The sequence below is a fragment of the Latilactobacillus sp. VITA-14 genome (genome assembly GCF_046580785.1).
GTDB classification, from domain to species: Bacteria; Bacillota; Bacilli; order Lactobacillales; family Lactobacillaceae; genus Latilactobacillus; species Latilactobacillus curvatus.
The window spans coordinates 1-19008 of the sequence record NZ_JBJKTM010000022.1 but is presented as its reverse complement, the minus strand read 5'-3'; the positions used below and the strand labels follow the sequence as shown (position 1 = coordinate 19008).

Sequence of the window (19008 nt, the reverse complement as noted above, 5' to 3'; positions counted from 1 at the left end):
TCTCAGTCAGTCTTTCAATGTGTCCGTTTAAGCGGCGAACACGCTATGCATCGATGCTCTTTGGATCCATGTAAACGGCATTTTCTTCAATGAAAATCCGACGAGGTTCAACCCGATCGCCCATTAACATTTCAAAAATTTGATCCGCTTCTTCGGCATCTTCAACGTTAACCCGCAACATGCGCCGGTTTTCAGGATCCATGGTTGTTTCCCATAATTGGCTAGCATCCATTTCCCCTAACCCTTTGTAACGTTGCACTTCAGGTTTAGGACTTGGTTGGAGCGTCCCTAACACTTCTTGTAATTCTTCATCAGAATCAATATAGCGCATCATCTTCCCTTGTTTAACACGGTACAAAGGTGGTTGTGCGATATACACGTAACCCGCTTCGACGATTGGTCGCATGTAACGGTAGAACAACGTTAAAAGCAACGTCCGAATATGCGCACCATCGACATCGGCATCGGTCATGATGATCAACTTATGATAACGGGCTTTAGCCACATCGAATTCTTGGCCAAAACCAGTGCCCATTGCTGTAAATAAGGTCCGGATTTCATCATTCGCCAAGATTTTTTCCATGCTAGCTTTTTCAACATTCAGGATTTTCCCCCGAATTGGCAAGATGGCTTGCGTTAAACGTGAACGGCCTGATTTTGCTGAACCCCCAGCGGAATCCCCTTCGACGATGAATAATTCTGAAATAGCAGGATCTTTACTACTATTATCGGCCAACTTACCTGGCAAGTTTGAGATTTCAAGACCGTTCTTCTTCCGTGTCACTTCACGAGCGCGTTTAGCGGCTAACCGGGCTTTGGCAGCCAATGAGCCTTTGTCGACAATTTGGCGGGCAATCGATGGGTTTTCCATCAAGAACTTCGTGAAATGATCAGAGAACATCCGATCAGTCACCGTCCGTGCGTCGGCATTGCCTAATTTCGTCTTCGTTTGACCTTCAAATTGAGGATCCGGATGTTTAACCGAGACAACCGCTGTTAAGCCTTCACGCACATCTTCCCCAGAAAGGTTCGTGTCGTTGGCTTTTAAGATGTTTTGCTTGGTTGCGTAGTCATTAATAACCCGCGTGAGCGCCGTCTTAAAGCCAGATTCATGAGTCCCACCTTCGTAGGTATGAATGTTATTGGCAAAGGTCATCAAGTTCGTCCGATAATCATTCGTATATTGCAAAGCAACTTCCACGGTAATCCCGTTTTGTTCACCTTCAACATAGATTGGTTCGTCTAAAAGGGTCTCTTTTTTGTCGTCTAAATATTCAACATAACTCTTAATCCCACCTTCATAGTGAAATTCAAGTTTTTCATGTGTTTCAGCCCGTTTGTCGGTGAACGTTAACTTCAAGCCTTTGTTTAAGAAGGCCAATTCCCGAATCCGCGTTGTTAAAATTTTATCATCATACACCGTTGTTTCAGTAAAGATATCAGCATCAGGGATAAAATGAACTTTCGTACCATGTTCATGGGCTGGTGCGTCACCAATCATCTTCATTGGCGTTTGCACTTTCCCCCGCTTGAAATCGATGTAGTAGCGTTTACCGCCTTGAGTAACAACCGCATCTAATTCCGTTGACAAGGCATTAACGACCGAAGCCCCAACACCATGCAACCCACCAGATACTTTGTATCCGCCGCCGCCGAATTTCCCACCGGCATGCAGGATTGTAAAGACGGTTTCGAGCGCAGACTTACCAGTCTTAGCTTGAATCCCAACTGGAATCCCACGCCCATCATCTGTAACTGTAATACTATTATCGGGTTCAACAACCACGTTGATTTCTGTTGCAAAACCAGCGAGTGCTTCATCAATCCCATTATCAATAATTTCCCAAACCAAATGATGCAACCCTTGGGAACTCGTTGTCCCAATGTACATCCCTGGTCGTTTACGAACGGCTTCTAGGCCTTCTAACACCTGAATTTGACTGGCATCATAAGATTTAGCGCGTTCTTCTTTTGCTTCCATTTGTGCTTCTGTCTCTTGATTCATTTGATCATCTGCCAAGAAAAAAACCTCCGTTTGATCGTTTTTTGACTAATTTGCTGCTGCATCGGCCACTGTCACGGTGCCGTTTGTCACGGTAAACACCCGTGGCGCACTAATAATTTCTTTTTTGACATTTTCAAGACTAGTTGTCGTTAAGAACGTCTGCACCTTATTCTGGAACGTTTTCAATAAGTGTGTTTGGCGTAAATCGTCAAGCTCGGACAACACATCGTCCAGCAATAGGACGGGATATTCACCGGTTTGTTCCTTCATTAGGTCAATTTCCGCCAATTTAACACTTAACGCGGTTGTGCGCTGTTGGCCTTGAGAGCCAAACGATTGCACGTCCTTACCGTTAACCAAAAATAATACGTCGTCGCGGTGCGGGCCAACCAATGTCGTGCCCTGTTCGACTTCCCGTGTTTGGTGCGACTCGTATAGGGTTTGAAACTGTTGGTATAAACCTTCGGCATCAAGTACCAACTGCTCATCTGGAATCTGACTTTGGTATTTAAACGTCAAAACTTCCCGCTCTTTGGTAATCTCTTGATGCAACTTCTGCGCCCACTTCTCCATCTGTTGCAGAAATTCACGGCGAGCAACCGTGACTTCCGCGCCATAAGCGGCTAACTGGTCGGACAATACGCCTAAATACACTAAATCTTTAGCTTGACGTCGTTGTAGTTGCTTCAAATACTGATTCCGCTGTTTCAAAATCGACTTGTATTGCGAAATGTTATACAGGTACTTCGCACTCATTTGACCGAATTCCATATCGATAAAGCGTCGTCGGACAGCTGGCGAGCCTTTCACGATATTCAAATCCTCCGGTGCAAACAAGACGACATTCAATTGACCGATATATTGGGATAACTTAGCCTGTTCTAAATGATTGACCTTCGCTTTTTTACCTTTTTGACTGACCACCAATTCTAATGGTGTGTGGCCAGTTTGCCGTTGTACCAAGCCGGTAATCTTTGCGAATTCGCCATCCCATTGTATCAGTTCACGATCATTATTCGTCCGATGCGAACGAGCCAAAGCCAACACATAGATGGCTTCTAGCAAGTTCGTTTTGCCCTGCGCATTTTCACCAATCAAGACATTGATATCTGGCGAGAAATGGACGTCCACTTGCTCGTAATTCCGATAATGATCAAGTTGGAGTTCACTTAAATACATAGTCGCCTACAATCTTTCTTGTTGTTTAATGACAAACTGGCCGTTATCGGGCACCTCAACGACGTCTTCCGGATATAACTTCCGGCCGCGACGATCATCAGGTTCTCCGTTCACTAAAACCGTTGTTTCTTTTAAAAACCATTTTGCTTGCCCACCTGTTTCAATCACACCGGCCTCTTTAAGGAGTTGCCCGAGTGTCACAAACTCAGCTTCAAGTTTAATTTCTTGTGCCATACTCAACCCACCATTCTTAACGATATTAATTACTGCGCTAATACCGATCTGTTATGCCTTACAATTATAGACTTTTTTTGCCTTAAAAACAAATAAACACAGCTAAAATGCTTTCTGAGCGTTTTTAAGTGCTTTAACCTTATCCTACTTGTTTTATCCGAAATCGCTGTAAACGAATTTATTTTAATTTTAGCGAAAAAAAAACGCCCCATTTTTAAATGCGGCGTTTTTTGATTATTAAAATGTCCGAACTGGTGTGATTAATTGAATGTAGTGTTCTTGGTCTTCACTTGGGACCAATGTAAATGGCCGTAAAGCTGCCGTAAAGTTAATCACGATGGTTGTTTGACCAAATGAACGTAAAGCATCCTTCATATAATCTGGGTTAAATGAAATTTCGAGATCTTCGCCTGTTAGGTTTTCAAATTGAAGGGCTTCTTCAACATTCCCAACGTCCGGTGAGTTCCCGTAGATGATTGCCGTGTTGTCCGTTGTGTTCAATGTCAACCGGACAACATTGTTCCGACTTTCATGAGATAACAATGATGCCCGTTCAATCGCAGCTAATAAGACCGGTGCATTGAATTCGATTTGTGTACTTGAAGAAGTTGGAATTAAACGTGCTGTGTCAGGGTAATTTCCTTCTAACAACCGAGAATAAAAGGCTAAGTTGCCGGCTTTAAAGAGCACTTGGTTTTCAGCAATCCGAATTTCAACGGTTTCAACGTCGTCTGCTAACGTTCTTGAAAGTTCAATTAAACTCTTCCCAGGAATAATGACATCGTAGTTCACATCACTTGGTACTGAAACGGTTAATTTTCGTTGTGCAAGTCGATGACTGTCCGTTGCGACGGCTAACATTTCGCCATCTTTTAAAACCAAATGAACCCCCGTTAAGATTGGGCGACTTTCTTGGTTAGAAACAGCGATGACGGTTTGATGAATTAATTGTTTAAGCACATCAGTACTGATACTGAACGGATTTTGTCCCGCAATTTCAGGTAGATGTGGATAACTATTAGCATCTAAGCCATTAATTGTAAATTCTGATTTACCTGAACGAATGGTTGTTTGGAAGTTGTCACCAACAGCAATCGTCATTTGATCTTCAGGTAATTTTTTAACGATTTCACTAAAGAAGCGGGCTGGTAAAACAATGGCACCTGCTTCTTCAACGACTAATTGATTCTTTTCATCATTACTAGCAAGGGTTGCTTCAATTGAAATATCAGCATCACTACCGGTTAAGGTTAAGCCTTCTTGCGAAAGCACTAATTTAAGCCCCGTCAAAATAGGAATCGTTGTTTTAGCTGAAATGGCACGTTGAACATCATTAAGGGTTTTGATGAACACGTTGCGGTTAATTGAGAATTTCATGGATGTTAAACCTCCGAAGGAAAATAGATATATATATTATAAAAGAATTTTAAGTAATAGTAGTAGGGCCTGTGGAACCTGTGGATAACATAGAAAAGCAAAAGAGTGTCTAGTTTTCCACTTGTGGATAAGTTGAGAACAACTCTTAGGATAACTTTAGCGTTTATCCACAGCCTATATTTAGCCTTTTAAGGTATTCTTCAAATCTAAGATGGCATCTTTTAGATTTTGATCACTCGTTAAAGCTTGGCTAATTCGTTCATGTGCGTGCATAACGGTCGTATGATCTTTACCGCCAAATTCTTGTCCAATTTTGGGAAGAGAACTGTCGGTCATTTCGCGGGCCAAGTACATAGCGATTTGCCGTGGGAGCACAATTTCTTTAACGCGCTTGCGCCCTTTTAAATCAGTGATTGAAAGGCTGTAGTACTTAGCGACTACGGATTGAATCTTAGCAATTGAAAGTTGACTCGACTTCTCATTGAGTTTCAAGCCTTTAAGGGCATCGGCGGCAAGACTAGTTGTAATTTCAGCATTTTGCATGGTTGCATAAGCTTGAACCCGAACCAGTGAACCTTCAAGTTCACGGACGTTGGAATCAATTTGACCAGCGATGTAGCTCAAAGTATCTTCTGGGATTTCGAGGCGTTCTGTGTCGGCTTTGTTCCGTAAAATAGCAATTCGAGTTTCCAGATCAGGCGGCGTAATGTCGACGGACAAGCCCCATTTAAACCGTGAAACTAAGCGTTCTTGGAGCTTGGGAATTTCATTAGGTAAACGATCAGATGTTAAGACAATTTGCTTTTTATCATTGTAGAGATCATTGAAGGTATGGAAAAACTCTTCCTGAGTCCCTTCTTTATCCGCAAAAAATTGAATATCATCGACCAATAATAAATCAACGTTTCGGTATTCTTGGCGGAATTTTTCTTGATTCTTCGTTTGAATCGAATTGATGAAGTCGTTGGCAAAAGCTTCACTCGTCACATACTTGACGTTCGTGTCAGGTTTAGAGAGTAACAGCTGGTGACCGATAGCTTGCATCAAATGGGTTTTACCTAAACCAACTCCACCGTATAAAAAAAGTGGATTATATAAAACACCGGGTTCTTCTGAAACAACGAGTGCTGCAGCGTGGGCCATCTGATTGCCTTTCCCAGTCACAAACGTGTCGAACGTGTATTTACTATTTAAATGCGTTTCACGTAAAAAGGTTGGGGTTTCAGCTTTGGTGAGGCTGCGTTCTTCAGCTGGTTTTTCAGCTTGAAGCTGCTCGGCTTCGGTAGGTAACAGAAAAATAGGGGTCAATTCAATCTCTGCGAATTCGTAGGCCCCTTCAACGACCTTAGTGGCCAAGTTACTTTCCCAATACTCTTTGTGTAAGGGAGAAGGCACTTCGATCAGTATTTCATTGGCTCTAAAAGCAAGCGGTTTGGCGGTTTTAATCCAAGCATTAAAACCGACGGGTGTTAAATCATTTTGGAATTCTTCCCGCAAATAGTTCCAAAGTTCCTGAAGATCAGGCATGTAGCGTGTCCTCCTCACGTAAAATAACCACTTTATTGAAAAAAAGTTCAATAAAGAAAGACTATCTACATTCTAGCATTCTAAAAAAAAGTTTTCCACAACAAGAACAAAATCCACAGGAATGAATTAAAAAGTTATCCACTTGAACACACGACCGGGGATAACTTTTAGTGGGGACTGTGGAAAACAGAAAACAACAAACGATTATCGCACTTATCCACAAAAAAGTGTGTGTATCTGATGCTTGCTATTAAAAGGTTTTATCAATTTGTGCACAGCTTGAAAATAGCTTGTGGATAACATAGTAACACCCTGTGATTTTCTGGATAAATCAGCAATTAATCTGTGCGTGACAAAAATCGGACGATTCGGTATAATCAGTTATCCACAAGAAAGCCAATGAATTATTTTTTTGTGGATAAGAATATTTATTCTGTTTTTTTATGGAAAGTGTTTTAACTTCTATAGAAATATGCTATTATATTTTAGTGAATGTCGTAGGTGGTATTTATCACCCGTTGTTTCTCAGATATGAAAACAATAGACACAGTCAATTAGGAGGTGCCAGTATAATGACTACAAAGAGAACTTTCCAACCAAAGAAACGCCATAAAGAACGTGTTCATGGTTTCATGAAACGTATGAATACTAAGAACGGTCGCAAGGTACTTGCAAGACGCCGTGCTAAAGGCAGAAAAGTATTATCTGCATAGGCCACTGATGCTTCAGTGGTTTTTTTATTATCCTCAATTAATTAAATGAAATGCCGGAGTGAATTATGAGAAAGTCGTACCGCGTCAAAAAAGAACAGGATTTCCAAACGGTTTTTGAAGCAGGTCATTCAGTTGCCAACCGCAATTTTGTGGTTTATCAATTAGAAAAACCTGGTCAAAAGCATTTTCGAGTGGGCCTGTCCGTAGGTAAAAAAGTGGGTAACGCAGTGATGCGTAATCAGGTTAAACGTTACATTCGCCAGAGCTTGTTGGAGTTGAAGCCAGAGTTACCACAGACTGTCGACTTTTTAGTGATCGCAAGACGCGGCGCTAACCAACTAACAATGGCGGAAACCAAACAGAATTTAATGCACGTCTTAAAACTAGCAAAGCTATTAAAGGAAGAAGCAGATTCTGCTTCTGAATAAGTGAGGGATTACAGTGAGTTCAAAAAATCGCAAACGGCTATTATTAGTGGCCAGTCTATTCTTGTTCATGCTAATCGCAGCGGGGTGTAGTACATCACCAGTTGATAGTAGCAGTACTGGCTTCTGGGATCATTATGTTATTTATAACTTCTCCCGCTTTATTTTATGGTTAGCAGACATCTTTGGTGGCAGTTATGGTTGGGCAATTGTGGCCTTCACCATCATCATTCGGGTGATTATCTTGCCACTAACTTGGTGGCAAAGTAAGAGCATGCTCAAACAACAAGAAGTTGCACCAGAAATTCAAGCACTTCAAAAGAAATATGCTTCTAAAGATGCTGAGACGCAACAGAAGTTACGCGAAGAAACGCAAAAGCTATATGCTGAAGCGGGCGTCAATCCAGTTGTGGGCTGTTTACCACTAGTGGTTCAAATGCCAGTGTTGATTGCCTTGTACCAAGCAATCTATCGAACAGCTGCTTTAAAGAGTGGGACGTTCTTATGGATGCAACTTGGGAAAGCTGATCCTTACTTTATTATGGCTATCTTGGCTGCGATCTTTACATTTGCAACATCGTATCTAACAATGATGTCGCAACCCACGAAGAATGCTGCGTCATCCGCAATGTTGTGGGTGATGCCAATCATGATTTTTGTGATGGCCATGAACATCGCGTCTGCTGTTTCAATTTACTGGGTGGTAACGAACGCCTTTTCAGTGGGTCAAACAATGGTGATTCAAAATCCATTTAAGATTCGCCGCGAACGCGAAGCCAAGGAAAAAGAAAAGCGTGATCGTGAAAAAGCACTTGCTAAAGCACGTAAGAAAGCAACTAAGAAACGTTAATTTCCAAAATTAAAAGACCAATCATAATGAATTTTCATTATGAGGTAGATTGCAAATTTAATCCGAATTTTTGGACAAATTTGTCAGCATCACCTGATACGGTGTTTGCCAGTCGAGTATTTTAAGCGGTCGCTGGTTAATTTGGAGTAACGTCGTCGTTAAATCTTGAGCACTAATGTGCTCAAAACGAGTCCCTTTAGGATAAAAATAACGTAAATTCCGATTAAAGCGTTCATTACTACCACGTTCAGCTGGCGTATAAGCATGGCGGTAATAGGTCTTAATACCATATTGTGATTCAAGTGATACTAGCCCACTAAACTCAGTGCCACGGTCCACAGTAAAGCTGTGCACCGGACCATTAAAAGTGGTTAGGAACTTAGTTAGTGCTTCATTAACAGTCGCTGTCTTCCGATCTTTTAACCGGTATGCCCAAAGGAACCGTGATTTGCGATCGATTAAAGTTAATAAAACTGCCTTACTATGCCCACGAGGACCAACGACTGTATCTAGTTCAAAATCGCCGATGCGCTTACGTTGATTAATCATCATGGGACGCTGTTCAATTGATCGCCCCAAAGATTGATTATATTTGGATCGTTGGTCAACGTTACGCCGTTGGCGTACGCCATGTTCAGGTAGATCATTCAAGGAGAAACCAATTCTCCCCTGATTTAGCCAATTATAAATAGATTTAGTAGCTAGTTTAAATTCGTGAGCAATCATTCCTGGTGACCAGCTTAGACGTAAATGGTTGAGAATTTTTTGCTTTAACTCATCGCTCAGCTTAGTTTTCCGACCACATCGTGATCGCTTGTATTCGGCATCTGTTTGTGCTAATTCAGCCTGATAAGGTTGACATCGAGATAATTCATAAGAAATTGTTGACGGTGATCGGTTCAGCCGAACGCCCATTTGGATATTGGACAGCCCTAGTTCACAAAAGGTTTCGATTTTAATTCGTTCGGAATAGGTTATACTAGACAAAAGATCAGCTCCTAAAAGATGGGTTTGTGGTAAACACCATTTTAAAGGAAGCTGATCTTTTTTGTCCGAACAGCGTTCGGATTAATTTTACAATCTACCATGATTGGTCTTTTTTAGAATAGGTAATAGGCAGCAAGTACAAGAGGAATTGCGATAGCGCAGACGACACAAACGGCACCAATAAGTAACCCGTTTTTATGGCGGTTAATCGTTGTTTTTCTCAGCAAGAATCGGGATCCAAAAAAATAACAGAATGGTAAAAGGATGAGGGGAACATTCTGAGCCACCCCTTCGACAGGTGGAAAGGTTAGCATTAAATAATCTAATAGCAAATAAAGGAGTGTTGTTAATATAAAAAGAAATAGTTTCAATGGCTAATCCCCCATAGCGCTAGATTAAAAAATAGAAATTCAGATAGATAAATTGTTAAAATTGTTTTTAAACCGTTTTCTTAATTTTATAGTAGCATCATGATTGGTAATAATCGATAACTAATTTCAAGACTAATAATCATTCAAAAATCTTTAAGAATAAAAAAATCGTAACCGATTTGGTTACGATTTTTTGCTGTTTAATAGTCTAATTGTTTCAAATGAAGGAGGAAGTGCTGATCATCAATCGGTTTTAGATGATAAAGCACTAGAATTTTACGCGTTAACTTTGGTTCAATCGGTGCAGCATCGTCAAACATATGGAAGTGATCGAAAAAGGCTGTATTGACTTGTTCGATTAACGTTAAAATGCCGGCACTCCCTAAATCGAACCCAAGATGGTCGGTGTCTGATAATTGACTCGCCTTAATATGGGTTAAGTATTGGATCAGTTCGGGTCCCATTGCCATAATTTTATCGGGCACTTGGGTCGTTTTTAACAGTGTTTTTAAATCTGCGATTGTATTAGCGGGTACTTGTTCAATCGTCATCATAAACATCGCCTTTCTAGCAGCTATGTATCTGCTTACATTCCTAATTTAACAGATATTATCAAAATGTCTAGTGGATCTGGTTGAATTAATCGCGCTTTGCGCGAAATTTCGCTATAATAAGTGCAATCGTTTAAAAGTGGAGGACAAAGAGATGACCTATTCAGAACAATGGGATTTAGAACCGATTTTTGCCGGGGGGATTGATTCACCAGCGTTGACGCAACGATTGGCGGATTTGACTGCACAAATGACGCCCTTATTAGAAGCGGTCCAGAACTGGACGTTTGCGACAGATCAGCCAACATTTGCAACGCTAACGCAAATCACTGAACAGTTACAAGCGATTGAAGCGGGTCTCAAGCAAACGGGGAGTTTCGTGAATATGATTCAATCAACGGATGAACGCAATCCGCAAGTTGCACCGATGATGGGGCGGATTAATGCGCTTGAAAATGATGCGAATCAGATTGATGTCGCACTCACAAAAAAATTGGTCGCAATGTCAGACGCAGATTTTAAAACCGTTGTATCGACACCTGCCTTACAAGTGATTCAGTTTAATCTAACCGAAAAACGGACGAATGGTGCTGAACTTTTGGATGAAGCGACGGAAAAACTAATTAACCAGTTCGCGTTAGATGGTTTAACTGGATGGAGTGATCATTACGACTCATTGGTTGCTGAAATTCAAGTCCCCGATGGTGAGACGACTTTATCGGCGGGACAAGCGCAGAATAAATTTGAATCTGATCCAGATCCCAAGGTACGCCAACGCGTCTTTCAAAATTGGTACCAGACTTGGGATCGGTATTCACCATTATTAACGGATACGTTAAATCATTTGGCTGGCTTCCGCCTAACGGATTATCAAGCACATGGCACAACGGACTTTTTGAAAAAGCCATTGGCAACGAGTCGCATGCAACCCGCAACGTTAGAAGCGATGTGGTCGATCGTTAGTCAAAATAAAGCGCCGCTTGTCGATTTTCTAAATCGGAAGGCAGCGTTAATGGGCAAAGAACAGCTTGCTTGGTATGATACCTGGGCACCAGTGGTTGTAGGTGATTTTCAACCGCAGCGTTATTCTTATGATGAAGCAGCGGATTTTATCATGCAGAACTTTAAAGCGTTCAGTCCCAAGATGGCTTCGGTGGCACAAACCGCGTTTGAAAAGCGTTGGATTGAAGCTGAAGATCGGCCAGGCAAACAACCAGGTGGTTATATGACTGATTTACCTGAAACGGATGATTTTCGGATTTTTATGACATTTGATGGCACCCCCAATGGTGTTGCAACTTTGGCACATGAATTAGGGCATGGGTTCCATACAATGATGATTAATGATTTACCAAGTTGGCGACAAGACTATGCGATGAACGTCGCGGAAACAGCTTCCACTTTTGCTGAACTAATCGTCAGCGATGCGACTGTTAAAGCAGCGCAAAGCCCAGCAGCGAAGATTAATTTATTGGATCAGAAAATTACTAACGCAATTGATATGTTTATGAATATTCACGCACGGTTTTTATTCGAGCGACATTTTTATACAGCGCGCCAAAATGGCCTGCAAACAACAGCTGATTTAAAAGCACTCATGCTAGCCGCTCAAAAAGAAGCCTATGCGGATGCGTTGACTGATTATGATCCGCTATTCTGGGCGGACAAACAGCATTTCTTCTTCGATGACGTGCCGTTTTATAACTTCCCTTATACGTTTGGCTATCTTTTTTCGATGGGGATTTATGCCAAGGCACAGACAATGCCTGATTTTGAAGCGGACTATATCGCACTATTACGTGATACGGCCAATATGTCGACTGAAGCATTAGCGCAAAAACATCTTGGGGTTGATTTAACCCAACCGGATTTCTGGCAAGCTGCCGCGGATAGCATCGCTAAAGATGTACAACAATTCCTAGCTTTGACGGCGGACTATCTCAGATAATGACATGCTATTTTTAAATTGGTATATCATGGTATAATAAACGAGAATCGGGCGCTCACACTAGTTGGAGTGACCAAATTGATCGGAGGTTTTGAAATGCCAACATATGAAGGTAGCGATATTCAAGCAGCGGTAAATGAAGGGTTGCAAGCCATGCATCTAACGCGTGAGGAAGTGTCCGTTGATGTATTGGAAGCCGGCAAAAAAGGGTTTCTCGGTTTTGGTCGCCGCTTAGCAGTTGTCCGGCTAACGCCAAATGAACAACCAAGCCAAGTTAAACAAAGCGCCCCAGCCCCAGTTCAAGAGCTAGTTGAACCAACGCCAACAGATAATTTAACTAGTACGCCGCAAAAGCGGAAAAGTGGTGCGGAAACGGAAGCTGAGTTAAGCGCCTATTTGGAAGCCATCACGGCTCAAATTGGCACACCGGTCAGCATTCATGTAACTCACGACCATCGGAGTACGACTTATCATTTGAAGACCGATAAAGAAGGCTTGTTGATTGGTAAGCATGGTAAGACAATTAATGCGCTCCAATATTTAGCGCAGACTTACTTTGATCATCATATGAAGGGCAAGCAAACCATTATCCTAGAAGTTGGTGATTATCGGCAGCGAAGAGCAGCGATTGTCAGCCACCTTGCCGATAAAGCAGCCCGTGAAGTCGTTGCGACCGGCAAACCAGTCTTTTTAGAACCAATGCCGGCTTTTGAACGCAAAATTGTGCATGGGCATTTAGCAACTAATCACCATGTTCAAACTCATTCAGAAGGCCAAGGCGATCGCCGGTCAATTGTGGTGGAATTAGCGCGCACATTTTAGGTGTTGTGAATTGACGCTCTAAAAAAATCGTGTATAATGAAACTAATTAAATATCGATAAAGTAGTGAAAGTGCTTTGTCCACCCCTTACGCAATGACGGGAGGGGTGGACGCTAAGCGCTTTTTTTATGCAGCTATTTCGGAAAGGAAGCATTTAAAATGCCAACGACAGTCACAGAATTTGATACGATTACGGCGATTTCAACACCACCTGGTGAGGGGGCAATTTCAATTGTGCGTCTTTCAGGGGATGAGAGTTTAGCCATTATTAAACGCGTTTATCGCGGCAAAGATCTTGATCAAGTGGCGAGCCATACCATTAATTATGGGCACATTATCGATCCTAAAACCGACGCAGTAGTCGATGAAGTCATGGTGTCTGTCATGCGCGCACCCAAAACGTTTACCCGCGAAGATGTGATTGAGATTAATTGTCATGGCGGAATTGTCGCAACGAACCGCATCTTACAATTATTAATGAGCTATGGTGCACGAATGGCCGAACCGGGTGAATTCACGAAACGAGCCTTTTTAAATGGGCGGATTGATTTAACCCAAGCTGAATCTGTGATGGATCTGATTCGGGCTAAGACTGATCGGGCGATGCAAGTTGCTGTTGATCAATTAGATGGGAGTTTAACGCACCTGATTAAGAATTTACGCCAAGAAATCTTAGAAGTATTGGCGCAAGTTGAAGTCAACATTGACTATCCCGAATATGATACCGATGAAATGACGACGCGGATTCTACTTGAAAAAGCCGAACTTGTGAAAGCGCGGATTGGTGAACTACTTCAAACGGCACAACAAGGAAAAGTCTTACGTGAAGGCCTAGCAACGGCCATTGTCGGACGGCCCAATGTTGGTAAATCAAGTTTGTTGAATCACCTATTACATGAAGATAAGGCGATTGTGACGGATGTTGCCGGGACGACGCGTGATGTTTTGGAAGAATATGTCAACGTCCGTGGGGTACCGCTGAAGCTTGTTGATACGGCAGGAATTCATGATACCGAAGATAAGGTAGAAAAGATTGGGGTCGAAAGAAGTCGCGCAGCAATTACCAAGGCTGACCTGATTTTATTAGTTTTAAATCAAAGTGAACCACTAACGGTTGAAGATCGCGAGTTAATCACGGCCACCACTGATAAGAAACGGATCATTATTTTAAATAAAACCGATTTACTGAACTTGTTAGACTTAAATGAACTCCAAACATTGGTGAATGCGGATGAAGTAATTCAAACTTCAATTTTAACAAGCGAAGGGGTGACCGATTTGGAAGCCCAAATCGCCAAACTCTTCTTCGGTGGGATTGAAAATAGTCAAAGTACGGTCATGATTACTAATGCCCGCCAAATTGGTCTATTAAACCAAGCACAACAATCATTAGATGAAGTCATCAGTGGAATTGCAGCTGGGATGCCAGTTGACCTTGTGCAAATTGATATGACCAACTGTTGGGATAAGCTCGGTGAGATTACCGGGGATTCAGCACCAGATGAATTGATTACGGAACTCTTTAGCCAATTCTGTTTAGGTAAATAGGTCTTGAACCATATTAAAGGAGAACAAAATATGCGAGAATATGACGTAGCGCACTACGACGTGATTGTTGTTGGTGCCGGCCATGCAGGTTCTGAAGCGGCTTTAGCTGCTGCACGAATGGGCCGCGAAACATTACTATTAACGATTAACTTAGACATGGTGGCTTTTATGCCATGTAACCCATCATTGGGTGGTCCTGCTAAAGGGATTGTCGTCCGTGAAATTGACGCCTTGGGTGGTCAAATGGGCCGCAATATTGATAAAACATACATTCAAATGCGGATGTTGAATACAGGTAAAGGGCCAGCTGTCCGCGCGTTACGCGCCCAAGCTGACAAGCACGCTTATCACCGGACAATGAAACGGACTATCGAAACGACGGAGCACTTAACACTTCGTCAAGGGATTGCTGAATCATTGATCGTTGAAGACGGTGTCTGCAAAGGGATTGTCACTAACACTGGTGCCCGTTACAGCGCTGATAGTGTGATCTTAACGGCTGGGACAGCTTCTCGGGGTAAGATTATTATCGGCGAATTAACCTATTCATCTGGTCCGAATAATTCAATTCCTTCTATTAAACTTTCTGAAAGTTTGGAAGACAACGGATTTGTCCTCACGCGTTTTAAAACGGGGACCCCACCACGCGTGGACGGCACCACGATCGACTTTTCAAAGACGGAAGAACAACCAGGGGATAAGGAACCAAACCACTTTAGTTTCGAAACACCTGATAGTGCTTATTTGAAAGACCAACTTTCTTGTTGGATGACATACACGAATGATACGACGCATCAAGTGATTCGCGAAAATCTCGACCGCGCCCCAATGTTTACCGGCGTAATTGAAGGGGTGGGTCCACGTTATTGCCCTTCAATTGAAGATAAAATCGTCCGCTTCGCGGATAAGCCTCGGCACCAAATTTTCTTGGAACCAGAAGGCCGCGAAACAGAAGAATATTACGTCGGTGATTTCTCAACCTCAATGCCAGAAGAAATCCAACACAAAATGATTCATTCGATTGAAGGCTTAGAAAATGCCCAAATGATGCGCCCTGGTTATGCGATTGAATATGATGTCGTTGAACCATGGCAACTAAAACCAACCCTTGAAACCAAAGTGGTTGAAAATCTTTATACAGCCGGTCAAATGAACGGCACTTCAGGATATGAAGAAGCGGCTGGTCAAGGCTTGATGGCCGGCATCAACGCTGCTCTGAAGCAAACGGGCCGCGACCCATTCATCTTGGACCGCAGTGAAGCTTACATCGGGGTCTTAATCGATGACTTGGTCACAAAGGGGACGAAGGAACCTTATCGGCTATTAACCTCACGTGCGGAATACCGTTTGATGCTTCGTCACGATAATGCGGATTTACGCTTAACAGAAAAGGGTCATGCATTAGGCTTAATCAATGATGATCGCTTTGACAGCTATGAAGTGAAAAAAGCAGCCGTTGAAGCTGAATTAGCACGTTTAGCAACCATTCGCTTGAAACCAACCCCAGAAATCCAAGCCTTTTTAGCGGCTAAGGGTGAGGCACCACTTAAAGATGGTGTTTTAGCCAGCGACTTCTTAAAACGGCCAGAAGTAAAGTATGCTGATTTAATCCAATTTATTCCAGCAGTCGAAGGCATTGATAACCGCGTTGTGGAACAAGTTGAAATTCAAATCAAATACGCGGGTTACATCGATAAGGAAAAAGCTAAAATTGCGAAGTTAAAACGAATGGAAGCTAAAAAGATTCCAGCCAATATCGATTACGATGCAATTGAAGGCCTTGCAACAGAAGGTCGTCAAAAATTACAAAAAATTCAACCCGAAACACTTGCGCAAGCCAGTCGGATTGGTGGGGTCAACCCAGCCGATATCGGGATTCTAAGTGTCTATATTCAACAAGGTAAGATTGCTAAGGTCAAATAGCCTGGTTGATAACTAGTCATTAGATATGTTAGAGTTAAGCATATATTGTCAATGGTAGAAAGCCAGCCGTTTCACATGAAACGGTTGGCTTTTTAGAGTCATGAAAGAAAAGTGAGGGAATCAAGTGATAACTGTTAGTGAAATGAGCTTAACGCTTTCTGGGCGTAAGTTATATGAAGACGTTAATTTGAAGTTTACACCTGGGAATTGTTATGGCGTGATCGGTGCCAATGGTGCAGGTAAGTCAACTTTTCTAAAATTATTAGAAGGTAAATTACAACCATCATCAGGCCATATCTCAATGGGCCCTAATGAACGGATGTCGAGTTTGAACCAAGATCACTACGCTTTTGAAGAATTTGAAGTGTTAGAGACTGTGATTCAAGGTCATAAGAAGTTGTATGAAGTGATGCAAGCTAAGGATGCCCTATATGCTAAAGCTGATTTCACTGAAGAAGATGGGATGAAAGCTGCTGATTTAGAAGCTGAATTCGCTGAAATGAATGGTTGGGATGCTGAATCAGAAGCTGCTCAATTACTTCAAGCCTTAGGGATTGATGAATCTTTACACCATGTGAAGATGAGTGAATTGATGGAAGGGCAAAAGATTAAGGTTTTACTTGGTCAAGCGCTCTTTGGCAAACCTGATATCCTATTATTAGATGAACCAACGAATGGGTTGGACAGTGCCTCAGTTGAATGGTTAGAAGATTTCTTAGCAGACTTCCCGAACATCGTGATTGTTGTTTCCCATGACCGTTACTTCTTAAACCAAGTCTGTACAATGATGTGTGATGTGGACTTCGGTCGCATCAAGACATTCGTTGGGAACTACGACTTCTGGTTAGAATCAAGTAAGTTAGCCGCTAAGTTACAATCAAACGTTAACGCTAAAAAAGAAGAACAAATCAAAGAATTACAAGATTTTATCGCGCGTTTTAGTGCCAATGCTTCAAAATCAAAACAAGCCACTTCTCGTAAGAAACAATTAGAAAAGATTACATTAGAAGATATCCAACCCTCTTCACGTCAATACCCATTCATTAAGTTCGATTTCGAACGTGAATTGGGGAATGATCTTTTACGGGTTGAGAATGTTTCAAAAACAATCGACGGTGTTAAAGTGTTAGATAATATCAGCTTTTCAGTTAAGCCAGACGAAAAAGCAGCAATCGTTTCACGAAATGACGTTGCGACAGCTGTCTTAATGCAAATCTTAGCAGGTGAAGTGCAGCCAGATGCTGGGACAGTTACCTGGGGTGTGACAAGTCAACAATCATACTTACCAAGAGATACGAACTCAGCCTTCAATGATGATCAACTCATCATCTTAGACTGGTTACGTCAATTTGCCGCTAAGGGTGAAGATGACAATACTTTCTTACGTGGTTTCTTAGGCAAGATGCTTTTCTCTGGAGATGAAGTCACAAAAGAAATCAATGTCCTTTCTGGTGGCGAAAAAGTGCGTTGTATTCTATCGAAGATTATGTTGCAAAAATCGAATACTTTACTATTAGATGATCCAACCAACCATTTGGACTTGGAATCAATTACTTCATTGAATGATGCTTTGATCGATTTCAAGGGTGCTTTAGTCTTTACATCGCATGATCATCAGTTTATTCAAACAATTGCAGATCATATCATTGAAGTATCAGCGAACGGTGTTGTCGAACGTGCTGAAACGAACTATGATGAGTTCTTAGCACATCCGGAATTACAAAAACAAGTTAAAAACCTCTACGTTTAATAGTAGAAAAACGAAGGCCCCTAGTATAGCTAAGGGCCTTTTTTATTGTTATAAGATAATTATTATTTATTTACAGAAAATCCTTGCATCACGGGTTGCAAGTTGGTATACTAATAAAGTTGTCAAAAGCGAGCTGATTAGTGATAAGCAGTATCGTCAATTAAATAAAAAGTTTTGAAAAACACTTGTTATTTAATTGAAAACATGATAACATATTATATGTTGCTTAAGGAGTTATAACTTCTAAGTAATAATTAATTAAAAATAGTTGTTGACAGACGATAAGTTGTGTGATATACTTAAAAAGCTGTTTCAACACAGTAGATCTTTGAAAACTGAACAAAGTTTCGACAAACCAAATGTGTAGGGTCGCCCTTCGGGGCACAAAACATATTTGCAAAGTCAATTTCGCTAGCAAATAAATTAAGTAACAAAACAAGAGCTACAAACTTTTAATCGAGAGTTTGATCCTGGCTCAGGACGAACGCTGGCGGCGTGCCTAATACATGCAAGTCGAACGCACTCTCGTTAGATTGAAGAAGCTTGCTTCTGATTGATAACATTTGAGTGAGTGGCGGACGGGTGAGTAACACGTGGGTAACCTGCCCTAAAGTGGGGGATAACATTTGGAAACAGATGCTAATACCGCATAAAACCTAGCACCGCATGGTGCAAGGTTGAAAGATGGTTTCGGCTATCACTTTAGGATGGACCCGCGGTGCATTAGTTAGTTGGTGAGGTAAAGGCTCACCAAGACCGTGATGCATAGCCGACCTGAGAGGGTAATCGGCCACACTGG

General features: G+C 41.9%; 15 protein-coding genes and 1 rRNA gene. 9 read left to right on the top strand and 7 right to left on the bottom strand.

The window, feature by feature from the left end:
- Positions 1–43: 43 nt before the first annotated feature.
- The 5 genes from gyrB to dnaA form a co-directional block, all read right to left on the bottom strand.
- Positions 44–2005, bottom strand: a complete 1962-nt coding sequence (gyrB, locus tag ACF1X7_RS08530) for a DNA topoisomerase (ATP-hydrolyzing) subunit B (protein WP_069468526.1) — start codon at positions 2003–2005, stop codon at positions 44–46.
- 45 nt (positions 2006–2050) lie between these two features.
- Positions 2051–3184 carry a DNA replication/repair protein RecF gene (gene recF, locus ACF1X7_RS08525; RefSeq protein ID WP_039098085.1) on the bottom strand — a complete coding sequence of 378 codons (1134 nt, stop codon included), beginning with the start codon at positions 3182–3184 and terminating at the stop codon, positions 2051–2053.
- Positions 3185–3190: 6 nt separating this feature from the next.
- Complete coding sequence (yaaA, locus tag ACF1X7_RS08520; RefSeq protein WP_039098086.1) at positions 3191–3418, bottom strand: S4 domain-containing protein YaaA; 228 nt, start codon at positions 3416–3418, stop codon at positions 3191–3193.
- A 237-nt stretch (positions 3419–3655) separates the two neighbouring features.
- Positions 3656–4795 carry a DNA polymerase III subunit beta gene (gene dnaN, locus ACF1X7_RS08515; RefSeq protein ID WP_064776771.1) on the bottom strand — a complete coding sequence of 380 codons (1140 nt, stop codon included), beginning with the start codon at positions 4793–4795 and terminating at the stop codon, positions 3656–3658.
- Between the two features lie 180 nt (positions 4796–4975).
- Entirely contained in the window at positions 4976–6322 is a 1347-nt protein-coding gene (gene dnaA, locus ACF1X7_RS08510; RefSeq protein ID WP_411162672.1) for a chromosomal replication initiator protein DnaA, read from the bottom strand.
- Between the two features lie 572 nt (positions 6323–6894).
- Between dnaA and rpmH the strand changes: the two genes are divergently transcribed.
- From rpmH to yidC, 3 genes are all read left to right on the top strand, one after another.
- On the top strand, positions 6895–7035 hold the full coding sequence (gene rpmH, locus ACF1X7_RS08505) for a 50S ribosomal protein L34 (RefSeq protein WP_004265830.1): 141 nt from the start codon (positions 6895–6897) through the stop codon (positions 7033–7035).
- Positions 7036–7100: 65 nt separating this feature from the next.
- Positions 7101–7463, top strand: coding sequence for a ribonuclease P protein component (gene rnpA, locus ACF1X7_RS08500; protein ID WP_004265793.1), 363 nt, complete (start codon positions 7101–7103; stop codon positions 7461–7463).
- A 67-nt stretch (positions 7464–7530) separates the two neighbouring features.
- Positions 7531–8310, top strand: coding sequence for a membrane protein insertase YidC (gene yidC, locus ACF1X7_RS08495; protein ID WP_052202651.1), 780 nt, complete (start codon positions 7531–7533; stop codon positions 8308–8310).
- A 57-nt stretch (positions 8311–8367) separates the two neighbouring features.
- Here the strand turns inward: yidC and ACF1X7_RS08490 are convergent, their stop codons facing one another.
- Together ACF1X7_RS08490 and ACF1X7_RS08485 are read right to left on the bottom strand one after the other, a co-directional pair.
- On the bottom strand, positions 8368–9297 hold the full coding sequence (locus ACF1X7_RS08490; protein WP_411162671.1) for an IS30-like element ISLpl1 family transposase: 930 nt from the start codon (positions 9295–9297) through the stop codon (positions 8368–8370).
- Between the two features lie 571 nt (positions 9298–9868).
- The gene (locus ACF1X7_RS08485) at positions 9869–10219 is read right to left on the bottom strand and encodes a hypothetical protein (RefSeq protein WP_039098090.1); all 351 of its coding nucleotides are present in this window, start codon (positions 10217–10219) and stop codon (positions 9869–9871) included.
- A gap of 154 nt (positions 10220–10373) precedes the next feature.
- On the opposite strand from ACF1X7_RS08485, the gene ACF1X7_RS08480 reads away from it, so the two are divergent.
- The 6 genes from ACF1X7_RS08480 to ACF1X7_RS08455 form a co-directional block, all read left to right on the top strand.
- Positions 10374–12167, top strand: a complete 1794-nt coding sequence (locus tag ACF1X7_RS08480) for a M3 family oligoendopeptidase (protein WP_186738784.1) — start codon at positions 10374–10376, stop codon at positions 12165–12167.
- Between the two features lie 96 nt (positions 12168–12263).
- Positions 12264–12989, top strand: a complete 726-nt coding sequence (gene jag, locus ACF1X7_RS08475; RefSeq protein ID WP_064776774.1) for an RNA-binding cell elongation regulator Jag/EloR — start codon at positions 12264–12266, stop codon at positions 12987–12989.
- Positions 12990–13147: 158 nt separating this feature from the next.
- Positions 13148–14536, top strand: coding sequence for a tRNA uridine-5-carboxymethylaminomethyl(34) synthesis GTPase MnmE (gene mnmE / locus ACF1X7_RS08470; RefSeq protein ID WP_411162670.1), 1389 nt, complete (start codon positions 13148–13150; stop codon positions 14534–14536).
- Positions 14537–14566: 30 nt separating this feature from the next.
- Positions 14567–16459: a tRNA uridine-5-carboxymethylaminomethyl(34) synthesis enzyme MnmG gene (gene mnmG / locus ACF1X7_RS08465; protein WP_411162669.1), complete on the top strand. Its 1893-nt coding sequence runs from the start codon at positions 14567–14569 to the stop codon at positions 16457–16459.
- 124 nt (positions 16460–16583) lie between these two features.
- Positions 16584–18209 carry an ABC-F family ATP-binding cassette domain-containing protein gene (locus tag ACF1X7_RS08460; RefSeq protein ID WP_039098094.1) on the top strand — a complete coding sequence of 542 codons (1626 nt, stop codon included), beginning with the start codon at positions 16584–16586 and terminating at the stop codon, positions 18207–18209.
- Between the two features lie 452 nt (positions 18210–18661).
- A 16S ribosomal RNA gene (locus tag ACF1X7_RS08455) occupies positions 18662–19008 on the top strand; the annotation flags it as partial.

Coding starts and splice junctions, on each gene's coding strand:
- rpmH (WP_004265830.1), top strand. CDS start 6,895: ATGACTACAAAGAGAACTTTCCAACCAAAGAAACGCCATAAAGAACGT.
- ACF1X7_RS08485 (WP_039098090.1), bottom strand. CDS start 10,219: ATGACGATTGAACAAGTACCCGCTAATACAATCGCAGATTTAAAAACA.
- rnpA (WP_004265793.1), top strand. CDS start 7,101: ATGAGAAAGTCGTACCGCGTCAAAAAAGAACAGGATTTCCAAACGGTT.
- ACF1X7_RS08480 (WP_186738784.1), top strand. CDS start 10,374: ATGACCTATTCAGAACAATGGGATTTAGAACCGATTTTTGCCGGGGGG.
- recF (WP_039098085.1), bottom strand. CDS start 3,184: ATGTATTTAAGTGAACTCCAACTTGATCATTATCGGAATTACGAGCAA.
- yidC (WP_052202651.1), top strand. CDS start 7,531: ATGCTAATCGCAGCGGGGTGTAGTACATCACCAGTTGATAGTAGCAGT.
- mnmG (WP_411162669.1), top strand. CDS start 14,567: ATGCGAGAATATGACGTAGCGCACTACGACGTGATTGTTGTTGGTGCC.
- dnaA (WP_411162672.1), bottom strand. CDS start 6,322: ATGCCTGATCTTCAGGAACTTTGGAACTATTTGCGGGAAGAATTCCAA.
- mnmE (WP_411162670.1), top strand. CDS start 13,148: ATGCCAACGACAGTCACAGAATTTGATACGATTACGGCGATTTCAACA.
- yaaA (WP_039098086.1), bottom strand. CDS start 3,418: ATGGCACAAGAAATTAAACTTGAAGCTGAGTTTGTGACACTCGGGCAA.
- dnaN (WP_064776771.1), bottom strand. CDS start 4,795: ATGAAATTCTCAATTAACCGCAACGTGTTCATCAAAACCCTTAATGAT.
- gyrB (WP_069468526.1), bottom strand. CDS start 2,005: ATGAATCAAGAGACAGAAGCACAAATGGAAGCAAAAGAAGAACGCGCT.
- jag (WP_064776774.1), top strand. CDS start 12,264: ATGCCAACATATGAAGGTAGCGATATTCAAGCAGCGGTAAATGAAGGG.